The organism is Geminocystis sp. M7585_C2015_104, assembly GCA_015295805.1.
In the GTDB taxonomy this organism is placed as follows: Bacteria; Cyanobacteriota; Cyanobacteriia; order Cyanobacteriales; family Cyanobacteriaceae; genus DVEF01.
Window position 1 is genome coordinate 15,977 of the sequence record DVEF01000012.1, and the last position, 13,322, is coordinate 29,298.

A 13,322-nucleotide genomic window follows, 5' to 3' on the forward strand; every position below is an offset into this window, starting at 1 on the left:
ATCAGGGTAGCTTTATGAGAAAAATAGTCTCCGGTTTGGTGGTATTATTGTTTTGCTTATTCTCCCTACTGGTGGTGGCCCCGGCAGAGGCAAGAGGCTACACGGAAGAGGAAAAGTTACTACTGCAGTCTTGGCGTCTGGTGAATGAGGCTTATATCGATGATTCCTTTAATCATCAGAATTGGTGGTTTGTAAGGCAAAAATTTCTACAAAGGCCCCTACACAACAAGGAAGAGGCATATCAGGCCATAAGTGAAATGTTGGCCACCCTAAATGATCCCTATACTCGTTTCTTCCCTCCCGAGCAGTACAAAAGTTTACAAATATCCACCTCGGGGGAACTGTCGGGAGTGGGGTTACAAATCAGCATTAATCCCGAAAACAACCAATTGGAAGTGGTTTCCCCCCTTCCTAACTCCCCGGCGGAATTGGCTGGCATTCAACCCCATGATCAAATCCTGTCCATTGACGGTATCCCCGCCAATACCCTCACCCTAGACGAAGCCGCCAGTCGTATCCGTGGGGAGGAAGGCACTGTCGTCATTCTGGAAATCAAGTCTCAAAAAGACGGTCAGCTCAGGCATTATAAACTAAGACGCCAAAGGCTTTCCCTTAGTCCAGTATTTGCCCGGTTAGACACTACTTACCCAGAATATCCCATTGGTTACATCCGTCTTACCCAATTTACTAGCAAGGCAACGGAAGAAATAGCTCACAGTATTGTAAAACTGGAAGAGGAAGGGGCAAAGGCCTATATCCTGGATCTGAGAAACAACCCTGGCGGCTTACTTCAGGCAGGAGTGGACATTGCTAATCTCTTTTTGCCTGAAGGTACAATCGTATATACCGTCAACCGTCAGGGGGTGTTGGGCAGTTATGAAAGTGATGGCCATCCTGTCACCCTAGCACCCCTGGTAGTACTTGTCAATGGGGGGACAGCAAGTGCCAGTGAAATCCTGGCAGGCGCCCTTCAAGACAACCACCGAGCGGTGTTGGTAGGGGAGAAAACCTTTGGCAAGGGCTTAATTCAATCCCCTTTCCAACTCCCTGATGGGGCCGGCCTTACTATCACCGTGGCTAAGTATGAAACTCCTAGTCACCGGGATATCAACAAACAGGGGATTATGCCTGACATAGAGGTCAAACTGGATCACCCCATTACCCCATTCGAGGTGGGCACTGCCAAGGACTATCAGTATCAAGCCGCCGTTGCCTACCTACTACAACAGTATCAGGGAATGCCTCTTATGGCCAGCAATCCCCTTGATTAGGCTACCTGACGTTGAGGAGAAGAAGAGATTACCTGTTGGTAAAAACCGCGTAATTGGGCTGTAGCCGCGGCCCAACTCCATTTTTCCGCCTCTTTGCGGGCATTTTGTCTTAGTTTCTCCCTCTCTCCCTTCCCCTCTAGCAGTTTCCGGGTGGCCACAATGGCGGTTTCGGGCCTATCTGGGTCAAATAAGTAGCCGTTGACACCATCAGTGACAATATCAGGAATACCACCTCTCTTGGCTGCCACCACTGGACACCCCGCCGCCATTGCCTCCAGTAGCACCAATCCCAGTGTCTCGGTGGAGGAAGGGAAAATAAAGGCATCAGCCGAGGCGTAGGCTTCGGCCAATTCTCTTCCGTGTAAATAGCCCACAAAATGGGTGTTGGTGCCAGCAAAAAAAGCCTCCAATTGTTCCCTAGCGGGGCCATTGCCCACAATGGCTAAACGGGCGGAGGGAATGCCTTCTAACACCGGTTTAATCTTGTCGATTTCCTTTTCCGCAGAAACTCTGCCCACATACAACAACAATGGTGCTTCGGGATGGCCTTGAGATAGTCTTTGACGCATCTGCCAGGAGAAGCAGTCAGGGTGGAAGGTGTCTGTGTCCACCCCCTTTTGCCACAACTTTACCCTTTCTATCCCATGACTGATTAACTCCTCCACCATGGCAGTAGAGGTGCATAAGTTTAACTGGGCCTGGTTATGGGCAAGTTTCAACAACTCCCACAACAACCCCTCGAAGGCTCCTAAATTGTAGTGTTGTAAATACTGGGGCAGGTGGGTGTGGTAGGAGGCCACCAGGGGGATATTATACTTCTTGGCGTAGTAAATACCCCCCACCCCCAACACCGCCGGATTTACTACATGGACTAAATCAGGCCGAAAACGACGCAAGGCAAAACCGATACTGGGATTGGGGATTGCTATCTTCAACTCCGGATATAGGGGCAGGGGTATCCCCCTTATCCCATGAATCCTGGCTCCCTTGTACTCCCTTATACCCCCTTCAGGCGCAAAGATTAATACCTCATCCCCCTGTTTTTTTAACTGTTCTACTGTGTACTTGAGACGAGTTACAATTCCGTCAACCTTGGGCAAAAAAGTCTCTGTAAATAGGGCAATACGCATATATAAGCCTAACCTTTGGACTGACTAATAAATATATCACCTCCCCAGTTTAAGAAGCCTTTTTCTGCAAAGAAGAGGCACTGGCATTGGCTGCCAGTTTCTGTTGATGAATCTCCTGACGACCGTTTGTAACAATTCTTAACATGGTGGTCAAATCCCTTTCCAGACGCGCCAAGAGTTGATCGGCATATTTATCCGCCTCGTTTTGAATTTCCTCGGCTTCGGCAATAGCCTGTTGTCTGATTTGTCTTGCTTCCTCCTGCAATTTCTGGCGTAACTGTTCCACCTCTGCTAAGGTTTTTTGTTGTAGGTTTTCGCAATCTTGTTGCACTTGTCTTCTGATCTGGGCCGCCTGACTTTCCGCCTGTTGGATAATCCGCGACTCGTCTAACAGTTGTGAGGCTTTTCTTTGGGCATTTTCAATAATACTTTGTGCAGTCCTTTGTGCTTCGGCGAGAATTTTTTGTCTCTGTTGCAAAATCTGAGTCGCCTGTTCGATACAATCTGGCAAATTAACCCTAATAAGATCTAATTGGTTAATAACGGCTTCTTCATCTATCAGTGTTTTCCCCAGTAAAGGAATACGAGTACCACTGAAGATGATGTCCTCCAGTTTATCAATTTCTTCTTGTATATTGAATCCCATCTCTTCCACATGAGGGGGATTTATAGACGGTCTAAGATTGTTATTGGGGTTGACCATAAAACTGTCCCTTACTGGTAAATTAAACCCAAAAATAGTACCATTAAAACTATATATCAGTTCCGCCCCATTGGACCACTACTACAATTTTTTTTTTGATAGTAGTGGCCAAACTCAAGGGAAATAATAGGATAAAACGGCCCCAATTGCGAGAAACAAGAGGACTCATTCTATTTTTCCTCTGGGGAATTAGTATTCTTTTTGGCACCGCTATCGGCGATGGCGCGACTACAACGCCAATCATTGGGGAGTGTAGAAGGCCATCCCATTTCCACCGCCTCCCGACAAATGGTCATCACCGTTAACTGACAGTCTATCAGCTGAAAATCCTCTTTTTGACATTGTTTCAGACTATGTTTTAAAATAGTATCGTCTTGAAATTCAATGGTCTTATTGCATTGAATACAAACAATATGATGATGATGGTGGGGATAGGGGTGTTTTAGTTCGTAGTGTTTATGTCCTTCTGCCAACTCCAACTCCCTTAAAATCCCCATCTTTGTCATCAGCTTGACACTGCGGTAGATGGTAGATAGACTTACTCTTTCCCCAGATTCTAACAACTTTTGGTGTAATTCCTCGGCACTTAAGTGATTTCCCCTGGGTAGTTTCTCAAAAATTTCTAAAATCTTCTCCCTTTGGGGAGTCATCCGCCAACCCCTGGCGTTTAGTTTTTTCTTAACGGAAGATTTTATATCTACAGGCATAACTCTTTCCCTCTTTTTCCTACTACCATGGTTTCCTCTATGATAATCTCCCTCCCCCCTTATTTGCAACTACCCCCCTTTTTATTGCAAATTGGCTGAGATATATGCTACAAGTAAGGATACTGGTCACTATTTTTTTTAGTCTTGGTTTTAGTTTTGGCATTAATCTCCCCTTGGTTGCTTCTCAGATAGGCAGGGTATGTGTCCAGGATTTAAACAGGGAAATTAGTAGCCTTCTCAACACCCCGGAAAGACAAAAAGAGAGTTGGGGGGTAGTAGTGGAAAGACTAGACAATCGGCAAAATTTATACCAGTTAAACCCCAACAAGTATTTTATTCCTGCTTCTAACGTCAAACTCTTCACCACCGCCGCCATTTTGCTCAAAGAAGGAGAAAATTTTGCCATCAAAACCCCCATTTATCTCAAGACAGAATCTGAGAAAACTACCTTGTTGATATGGGGAAAAGGAGATCCTACTATCTCTAAACTACAATTAAATATAATAGCCAACAAGTTGTTACAGAAAGGTCTAAAACACCTCGATGAGTTAATACTAGTAGATGATTCTAATTTTGCCCACAACGCCGTTAACCACACTTGGGAGTTTTCCGATTTGTTTTTTTCCTATTCAGTGCCGGTTAATAGTTTGATTTTAGGAGGAAATTCCGTAATTCTTACTATTAAACCCTCGAATCCTGGCGAGAAAGTTAGAATACAGTGGTCTGATGAAATTGCGGGAAGGCAGTGGCAAATTATTAATGAGGGAGTTACCGTAAAAGAGGGAGAAGAATATACCCTAGATGTCCACCCATTTCAATTAGAACCTGTTCTAGTTATAAGAGGAAACTTGCCAGTCAGTCAAGGGGAAGATAATTGGTTTTTATCCATTCCGAAACCCGCCGAATATTTCCGAGATTCCCTCATAAGTATTTTATCTGCAAAGGGGATAATTGTTGACAGGGTCACCATTAACTCCACTGCCCAACTCGACTTAAAAGGCTATGACCTATTACTAGAATTTCAGTCACCTCCCCTGAAAGAGTTAATCAGAAAAACTAACCAGGATAGCAATAACCTCTATGGCGAAGTTTTGTTTAAATATGTAGCAAAAAATTATAAAAACCCCAGGGATTCTCTGGAGGAGATCCTAGAAGAGATAGGGATAAATAAAGAAAACTATCAGCTAAAGGATGGCTCTGGTTTATCTCGTCAGAATCTGGTGACGCCGAAAAGTATAGTGGATTTGTTAGCAGCAATGGCTAATAGCAAATACGGGGACTTATTCAGGGAATCTTTAGCAGTCAGTGGCATTAGTGGCACTCTCAAAAATCGTCTCCGAGAGCCCATGGCGGGTAAAGTCGTTGGCAAGACTGGAACTTTAGCGGGAGTTGCCGCTTTATCCGGCTACTTGCACCCGCAAAATTATAAAGATTTGGTGTTTAGTATTATAGTTAATAACTCCTTAGAAAAAAGCAGTGATTTAAGAGCAATTATTGACCAGATAGTTGTGTTATTGTATAAACTGGAGGACTGTAGAAGCCCCTAGGATTCCTTACCAGGTCTTCCCTTGAGATATCCTACAACTTTTCTAATAAGTTTGGAAAAGAATTTTTTGCTGCTAAAACGAATTTTTCTTCCGAGACGAGTCACGCCGGTGACTACTTCACTTTCCTTGGGCTTGGACAATTTTTCTTCTAACAATTCCCTAAGTTTAGTGGCAGTTAAAGGTCGATTGAGTAGGCCTTTTTCCCCTAAAGAAATGGAGCCAGTTTCCTCAGAAACAACTATACAAATACAGTTTTCTACTCGCTCTGTAATACCCATAGCAGCACGATGGCGGGTGCCCAATTGACGGGAGGCAGTACGTTCAGATAGTGGCAGAATAACACCAGCAGCAACTATTTCAGATCCTCTGATAAAAACAGCACCATCATGTAGTAGACTCTTAGATTGGAAAATAGTTTGTAATAGTTCTTTACTAACCAGGGCATTGAGTTTAACACCGGGATTAATAAAAACTCTCTCTTCAACAATATTAAAGGTCTCGATTACAATCAAAGCACCGATACGATTTTGAGATAAGTCCTTAACCGCCTCCACAATCTCATCAATGACAGACTCCTCCCTGGGAAGAGAAACGGGAGACTGAAAAAACTGTTGAATTTGTAACCTCCCCAATCCCTCTAAGAAACGACGAAAATCTGACTGAAAAGTAATAGCAAGAGAGACAGTACAAATAAAAGCTAGTCGTTCTAGAATAAAGGCAAATAGAGTAAGTCGCAACAGATGCTCACTGATATACAGGAGAAGGAAGAGAAATAATAAGCCTCTGATTATCCACTGTGCCCGACGCTCCTGAAAAAGAAAAGAGACAAAATAAAAAAAAGAAATAACTAAGCCAACGTCGAGGAGAAAACGAAGAATAGTATGGAAGGATAGATTGTCAGGGAAACCCCACCCAAACATTAGATTAATGGCTGTATCCAATTAGGATTATACCCGTTAACCGGTTCACACCCAAGATAACAGACTATTGAAGGTTGGGGAGGGGGTTTTCTTCATTCAACCCCACTACGACACCCAACCTTTTTATAGGAGACTATCAGTTAGTTAGTTAGTAAAATCCCACTGTTAAAATCTTACTGATGATGATTATTGAAAAGACGGGTGGGGAGTAAGTCTTGTTGGATTAAATCCTCATAGGTTTCCCGACGGATTATTAAATGACTCTCTCCTTCGTTAACTAATACAGCGGCTGGTCTTCCTATACGATTGTAGTTAGATGCCATACTGTAATTGTAGGCGCCAGTAGCCAAAACCACAAGAATATCACCGGGATTGGTAGGAGGCAGAGAAATATCCTTTATAAGAATATCCCCCGACTCACAATGTTTGCCCGCCACTGTTACAGTCTCACTGTGAGCCTCATTCATTTTATTGGCTATTACCATCTGATATAGGGATTGATAGGTGATGGGACGTGGGTTATCTGACATCCCCCCATCCACTGCAATATATGTTCTCACGTCTGGTATTACCTTTTTTGCCCCCACCGTATAGGCTGTAACACACGCGTTTGCAATAATAGAACGACCGGGTTCAGCAATTAATTTAGGCAAAAACAGGCCCCTGGCTTTAAAAGCGGAGGCTACGGAGGCGGAAACCGCTTCTACCCATTGAGGGATGCTGGGGGGATTATCAGCGGAAGTATAACGGATGCCTAAACCTCCCCCCACATTCACCTCCCGCATAGATAGGCCATAGTCCAGGGCTTTTTGATACCATTGAGCCAGAATATCCGCCAAGTCTTGGTGGGGTTGCAACTGGAAAATCTGTGAGCCAATATGGGCATGTAGGCCGATAGGGTTTAGATATCTTTGCTCTTTTACAAAAGTATATACTGCCTCTAGTTGACTTAAATCGAAGCCGAATTTGCTGTCAATACTGCCAGTGCGGATGTATTCATGGGTGTGGCATTCAATACCGGGGGTGAGACGGAGAAGAATATTGGCATACTGTTGTTTCTCGGCGGCTAGTTGGGCTAAGGTTTCCAATTCCCACCAGTTATCCACGATGATTTTACACCCTACATCTAGGGCAAATTCTAATTCCCCCTTAGACTTGTTGTTACCATGGAAGTAGATTTTAGACCCAATTTCTTCTAGATTATAACCAGCCAATTCTATGGCCTTGACAGTGGTATATAATTCCCCTCCGGAAACCACATCAAAACCCAATCCCTCCCCAGCTAGTATAGACACTATGGCCTGACAACACCAAGCCTTTGAGGCATAAATAACTTGAGATTCTCCCGGATAGTATTTTTGAAATGCGCTACGGTACAGACGGGCGGCCACTCTTAAAGTATACTCGTCTAGGACATACAAAGGAGTTCCATACTGTTTTACCAAATCCACCACGTCACAGCCGCCAATAACAAGGTGCCCATACTCATTCACAGTGGCGGTGAGGGGGAATAATCTTTGATTGGGGGATTGGGAGTCAAAAAGGGAGATTAAGGCTTTACCGTTGATGGTTTCTGTCAACAACATCTATCTTTTCATCACAGGCAATAATTTATACTCCATTGTACAGGAATGGGACATTCATGCCTATTAAGAGCCACTGATGGTATTGATAATAGCAGAATAGTCATTGTCCCCTTCGCCAGCCTCTACAGTTTTTTGAACAACAGCCTCTACGGCTTGTAGAATGGTCGTGTCAACGGGTAGATTTTCACAGGAGGAGAGAAAGAGACGAATATCCTTTAGCAGATGCTTAGTGGGGAAATTGGGGTTAGCAAAGTTGCGCTGACACATGCGGTTAAGTTTTTTGTCGAAGGTGGGGGCATAAAGGGCACTTTGGCGGAGGATAGTCATAAAGACATCCACATCCACCTGTTGGTATTGGATATAACTAAGACTGAGGGCGAAGGTGGCAGTCAAGCCGGCAATCATTTGATTAAGGGCAAGTTTTAAAGCTGCCGCTTTACCCACCTCCCCCACAAAAATAGGATTTTCACCAAAAAACCGTAACAAGGGCTGCCATTGATTAAATTGGGTTGGGGTTGCCCCCACCATAACCAACAGTGTGCCATTTTTGGCCTCGGGAGTACTACCCAACACTGGCGCTTCTAGATAATCTCCGCCGGCTGCCTGTATTTGTGTGGCCAATTGTTGACTTTCTGCGGGGGAAATAGTGCCCATCTGGATGACAGTCTTGTTGTGGAGGTTGACAGAGGAGTTTAGGATAACCTGTCGGATTGCCTCACTATCGCTCAACGTCAGGATAACAGCGTCGGCTTTATCAACAGCCTCGGCCACATTGTCAGTAACAGGGATTTGTTTTTGTCGCAAAGTCTCCAGTTTAGCAGCAGTGCGGTTGTATGCTATTACGGACACCCCCATGGCTGCTAATCTTTCCACCATAGCCCCCCCCATCAATCCCACACCCAATACGGCAACCCTCCAAGTCATCATATTCCCCCTATTATCCTTTACCAGCTATAATACCAGGGGTCGAGGTGACAGTAAAGGAGGACCATGTCTGGAAATCCACAGATAGGGATTATCATGGGCAGTGATTCGGATTTGCCTACCATGAGGGAGGCCATTGCCGTATGTGAGAGATTTGGGGTGGAATACGAGGTAGCCATCGTTTCTGCCCATCGTACTCCCAAAAGGATGGTAGAATATGCCCAAAATGCCCACAAAAGGGGGATAAAAGTGATAATAGCCGGTGCGGGTGGGGCGGCGCACTTGCCGGGGATGGTAGCCTCCCTTACCCCGTTGCCAGTAATAGGAGTGCCAGTTGTCAGTAAACACCTACAGGGATTGGATTCCCTTTATTCAATAGTGCAAATGCCTAAGGGTATTCCCGTTGCTACGGTGGCCATAGGCAATGCCGAGAATGCCGGTTTACTGGCCATTAGGATTTTAGCTTGTCAACAGCCTGAACTGTTACAAAAAGTAGAGGAGTATAGTGAACAATTGAGACAGATGGTAGAGGAGAAACATAAACAACTAGAAAGTCAAGGTTACCAGATTTGCAAGAGCATATGACTGCTGTGGGTCAACAGTGGCGGGAGATATAATGAGAGTAGAGAGCCTCTGAACAACGAGTGAAAGTGGAGAGAAGATTGTGTTTGCTACTGCTGCTACAGTAACTACCCCCACCACGCCCCAGGATTTAGTGGAAGCCATCAATGGGCTGAAGAAAGAGCTAAATGCTGTAATACTTGCGCACTACTATCAGGAAAGTGAAATCCAGGACATTGCCGATTATATAGGAGACTCCCTGGGGCTATCACAACAGGCGGCGAAAACCAAAGCGGATGTGATTCTCTTTGCTGGGGTGCACTTCATGGCAGAAACTGCCAAAATCCTAAACCCCGACAAGTTAGTACTAATACCAGATTTGGAGGCCGGATGTTCTCTTGCCGATTCATGTCCAGCAGAAGAGTTTGCCGCCTTTAAAGCCAAATATCCCAACCACCTGGTAATCTCTTACATAAATTGTAGTGCTGAGGTGAAGGCTCTAAGTGATATTATCTGTACCAGCTCCAATGCCGTCAAAATTGTCAAACAGATACCCCCCACTCAGCCTATTATATTTGCCCCCGATCGCAATCTAGGACGCTATGTGATGGAACAAACGGGGCGCTATGATATGGTACTATGGGAGGGCAGCTGTATCGTCCATGAAACCTTCTCAGAAAAGAAACTTGTCCAGCTAAAGGTTCAACACCCCTCCGCTAAAATCCTTGCCCACCCTGAATGTGAGCCTCCTGTTTTGCGTCACGCCGACTTCATTGGCTCTACAACTGCACTACTAAAATATGTTATAGAGAGTAACGCAAAAGAGTTCATAATTGCTACAGAGCCAGGAATAATCCACCAGATGAAGAAGGCGGCACCAGGGAAGACTTTTATCCCGGCGCCGGCGGAAAACAACTGCTCTTGTAATGAGTGCCCCTACATGCGTTTGAATACCCTGGAGAAGGTGTATCTAGCCCTAAAAAATCGCGCCCCTGCCGTGGATGTACCGCCGGAGATCCGTCACCGGGCCCTACTGCCCATTCAACGGATGTTAGAAATGTCCTAAAACACAGAAAAGGGGAAGATTTGGGATATACTGGCTAGTAATTACCATCACCTTGACATTGCCCATATGCCACTAATTACCACAGGAAAGGCCTTTATAAAAGACTTAGAAAAATTCGGAGCCCTAGCGGTATATGCCCCCCTAGAGGGAGGGTTCGAGGGGCGTTATCAACGGCGACTGAGGGCACATGGTTACCACACCTACAATCTTACTGCTAGGGGTTTGGGAGACTTGAGTGCCTATCTCATGAATGTCCATGGCATACGCCCCCCTCATCTGGGCAAGAAAAATATTGGTAGAGAGGCAGCAGTGGGAGACGTCTATTTCATACCTCCCCTTGTGGGCTACCAGTTGGAAATCCTGCCTCCTCAGTCCAAGGGGCTAGTGTTGTGGATTATCGAGGGCTTTGTTTTTTCCCGTGAGGAAAAACAATACCTGGTGGATTTAACCAAGCAGCAACCCCGTCTCAAAGTGGTTGTGGAAGTCGGGGGTGAGCGTTTTTTCCGTTGGGAGTCTTTAGCCCAGTCTCTCGAGATGGCTGCCTGATGTGGAGATTGGGGATTGGGGGTTATTTGCGCCAAACGGTTTTAATGTTTACAAATTCTAGGATACCCTCCCTGCCCAATTCTCTGCCGTAGCCGGAATGTTTTATACCACCAAAGGGCAAACGGGGATCAGATTTTACCAAACCGTTGATAAAAACTGCCCCCGCCTCAATATCCCTAATAGCCTTTTCCATCTCTTCCTCCTCTGTTGTCCAAATAGATGCACCCAGTCCAAAATCAGTGCTGTTGGCAAGTTCGATGGCCTCCTGAAAGCTATTGACGGTGAAAATAAGGGCTACTGGGCCAAAAAATTCCTCCCTCATGGCCGGCGAATTGGGAGGAATATCTGTTAGAATGGTGGGGGGGTAGAAATTGCCTTTTCCCTCCAGGGCTTTACCTCCCATCAACACCTTTGCCCCCATGGCCACTGTTTTTTCTACCTGTTGGGCTAAAGTCGCTAAAATGGCAGGGGTGGCCAGTGGCCCAATATCTGTATCCTCCTCAAAGGGATTGCCCACCTTTAGCCGTTGATACCTGTCAGTAAGCCTCGCCAAAAATTCCCCGGCAATGGCACTGTGGAGGATAAAACGCTTAGCGGCAATACAGGATTGGCCACTGTTTAGCATTCTCGCCGTGGTGGCTACCTCTACTGCTTCCTCTAAGTTGGCGGAAGGCATTACAATAAAGGGGTCACTGCCTCCTAACTCCAAAACACTCTTTTTTAACTCCTCCCCTGCTACAGCAGCCACCTTCCTCCCCGCTAATTCACTGCCGGTGAGGGTAACTGCCTTTACCCGCTTGTCTCGCAATATTTCTTCTACCATCTCGGCGGGAATCAACAACGACTGAAACACCCCCAGGGGAAAACCTGCCAGTGTTATCAACTCCTCGATGGCTAGGCTACACTGGGGCACATTAGAAGCATGTTTGAGTAAGGCTACATTCCCTGCCATCAAAGCTGGTGCGGCAAAGCGAAACACCTGCCAAAAGGGAAAATTCCACGGCATTACCGCTAAGATTACCCCCAGAGGCTGGTAGGTGACATAGCTATAGCTGGCGTCAGTTTCTACTGTGTAGGGGGAAAGGAATTCCTCACCCTTGTCGGCATAGTAACGACAAACTAGGGCACACTTTTGAATTTCTGCTTTTGCTTGGTTTATTGGTTTGCCCATCTCCAGGGTGATTAGGCTGGCCCACTTGTCACAATCTTGGTTTAGAATTTCTGCCAGTCGGTATAGCCTTTCCCTACGGTATTCAAAGGAGGAGAGACGGTAAGACTCAAAAGCCTCTGCCGCTAACGCCAATTTCCTCTCCACCTCTTCTGCCGTAAGGGGTGTGAAGGTTTTAATAACCTCCCCCGTGGCGGGATTAACAGAAGTAAACACCATAACCACTCCTTTATTACTGCTTTCTTTCACTTAGAAACTCTTAACCCTTACCCAGAAACGGAGAGACAGGGGAGAATTGTATACTCCACCGACTCTGCCAAAGCCTCTAAATGGTAACCCCCCTCCAACCCAAATAGTATCCTCTTGGTGATTTGCAGACAATATTCCGTCAATTTGCCAAAATCCGCGGGAAACAAGCACATCTCTGCCAAGGGGTCAGCAAAATTGGCATCATACCCCGCACTAATTATTAATATATCCGGCGAGAACTCCCGGAAAAATGGAATCACCTGTTTTTGAAAACAATCTTCATAATCCTTTATATCACTTCCGGCTTTCAGAGGAATGTTTAACACGTTGTTGTATAAACCTGTTTCATTGGCACTACCAGTACCAGGATAGAAGGGATACTGATGAAGGGAACAAAAACGGATGTGGGGGTTGGTTTGGACAATTTCCTGAGTCCCATTGCCATGATGTACGTCCCAGTCCAGGATACCAACTCTGGTTATTTCTGGCAAGGTGAGGGCGTAATGGGCGGCAATGGCGGCATTGGCAAACAGACAAAAACCCATGCCCGTAGTAGGTGTAGCATGGTGCCCTGGGGGACGAGCCAGGACGAAACAGGGTTTTCCGGATTGTAATACCCTATCCACGCCGTCCAACCAGGCATTCACCGCCAATAGGGCTACCTCATAACTTTTGGCAGAAACGGGGGTATCTAAGTCAATTCTGCCACCACCTCTTTTTGCCAGGGAAGCCACGGTTCTGATATAGTCGGCATCGTGGAATTTACTCACCCATAATTCTGCCCTCCCTTCTTTCAGTGGTGTGGGTTGTAGCCATTGCACTTGCTTCAGAGATGGATTTTTCCTCAGACGATTTACTATACTCACCAGTCTTTCTGGGCATTCTGGATGATACAAACCCGTCCTGTGTTGTAGGAATTCCTCTGCGAAAATAATACTAACCAT

13 protein-coding genes are annotated in these 13,322 nt (G+C 45.7%); 5 read left to right on the top strand and 8 right to left on the bottom strand.

Going from position 1 to position 13,322, the window contains the following annotated elements; translation table 11 throughout:
- Positions 1-14 precede the first annotated feature (14 nt).
- On the top strand, positions 15-1,271 hold the full coding sequence (locus IGQ44_01215; protein ID HIK36599.1) for a PDZ domain-containing protein: 1,257 nt from the start codon (positions 15-17) through the stop codon (positions 1,269-1,271).
- On the opposite strand, the gene IGQ44_01220 is transcribed toward IGQ44_01215, so the two are convergent.
- The 3 genes from IGQ44_01220 to IGQ44_01230 form a co-directional block, all read right to left on the bottom strand.
- The gene (locus IGQ44_01220) at positions 1,268-2,401 is read right to left on the bottom strand and encodes a glycosyltransferase family 1 protein (GenBank protein ID HIK36600.1); all 1,134 of its coding nucleotides are present in this window, start codon (positions 2,399-2,401) and stop codon (positions 1,268-1,270) included. The genes IGQ44_01215 and IGQ44_01220 overlap by 4 nt on opposite strands.
- A gap of 49 nt (positions 2,402-2,450) precedes the next feature.
- Positions 2,451-3,104 (bottom strand): DivIVA domain-containing protein, encoded by a 654-nt coding sequence (locus IGQ44_01225; protein HIK36601.1) that lies wholly within the window; start codon positions 3,102-3,104, stop codon positions 2,451-2,453.
- A 170-nt stretch (positions 3,105-3,274) separates the two neighbouring features.
- The gene (locus IGQ44_01230; GenBank protein HIK36602.1) at positions 3,275-3,811 is read right to left on the bottom strand and encodes a transcriptional repressor; all 537 of its coding nucleotides are present in this window, start codon (positions 3,809-3,811) and stop codon (positions 3,275-3,277) included.
- A 104-nt stretch (positions 3,812-3,915) separates the two neighbouring features.
- Here IGQ44_01230 and dacB point away from each other — a divergent pair, with 104 nt between their 5' ends.
- A complete protein-coding gene (dacB, locus tag IGQ44_01235; GenBank protein ID HIK36603.1) occupies positions 3,916-5,358 on the top strand; it encodes a D-alanyl-D-alanine carboxypeptidase/D-alanyl-D-alanine-endopeptidase in 1,443 nt (480 codons plus the stop codon).
- Here dacB and IGQ44_01240 read toward each other — a convergent pair.
- The 3 genes from IGQ44_01240 to IGQ44_01250 all read right to left on the bottom strand — a co-directional run bounded on the left by IGQ44_01240 (position 5,355) and on the right by IGQ44_01250 (position 8,791).
- Entirely contained in the window at positions 5,355-6,278 is a 924-nt protein-coding gene (locus IGQ44_01240) for a TIGR00159 family protein (protein HIK36604.1), read from the bottom strand. The genes dacB and IGQ44_01240 overlap by 4 nt on opposite strands.
- Before the next feature lie 173 nt (positions 6,279-6,451).
- Positions 6,452-7,864, bottom strand: a complete 1,413-nt coding sequence (gene lysA, locus IGQ44_01245) for a diaminopimelate decarboxylase (GenBank protein HIK36605.1) — start codon at positions 7,862-7,864, stop codon at positions 6,452-6,454.
- A gap of 63 nt (positions 7,865-7,927) precedes the next feature.
- Complete coding sequence (locus IGQ44_01250) at positions 7,928-8,791, bottom strand: NAD(P)-dependent oxidoreductase (protein ID HIK36606.1); 864 nt, start codon at positions 8,789-8,791, stop codon at positions 7,928-7,930.
- A gap of 63 nt (positions 8,792-8,854) precedes the next feature.
- Between IGQ44_01250 and purE the strand changes: the two genes are divergently transcribed.
- From purE to IGQ44_01265, 3 genes are all read left to right on the top strand, one after another.
- Positions 8,855-9,373, top strand: a complete 519-nt coding sequence (purE, locus tag IGQ44_01255; protein ID HIK36607.1) for a 5-(carboxyamino)imidazole ribonucleotide mutase — start codon at positions 8,855-8,857, stop codon at positions 9,371-9,373.
- A gap of 79 nt (positions 9,374-9,452) precedes the next feature.
- Complete coding sequence (nadA, locus tag IGQ44_01260; GenBank protein HIK36608.1) at positions 9,453-10,415, top strand: quinolinate synthase NadA; 963 nt, start codon at positions 9,453-9,455, stop codon at positions 10,413-10,415.
- Between the two features lie 66 nt (positions 10,416-10,481).
- The gene (locus tag IGQ44_01265; GenBank protein ID HIK36609.1) at positions 10,482-10,961 is read left to right on the top strand and encodes an NAD(P)H-quinone oxidoreductase subunit N; all 480 of its coding nucleotides are present in this window, start codon (positions 10,482-10,484) and stop codon (positions 10,959-10,961) included.
- A gap of 22 nt (positions 10,962-10,983) precedes the next feature.
- Here IGQ44_01265 and IGQ44_01270 read toward each other — a convergent pair whose 3' ends face one another.
- Entirely contained in the window at positions 10,984-12,348 is a 1,365-nt protein-coding gene (locus IGQ44_01270) for an NAD-dependent succinate-semialdehyde dehydrogenase (protein HIK36610.1), read from the bottom strand.
- 47 nt (positions 12,349-12,395) lie between these two features.
- Positions 12,396-13,322, bottom strand: coding sequence for a histone deacetylase (locus tag IGQ44_01275; GenBank protein ID HIK36611.1), 927 nt, complete (start codon positions 13,320-13,322; stop codon positions 12,396-12,398).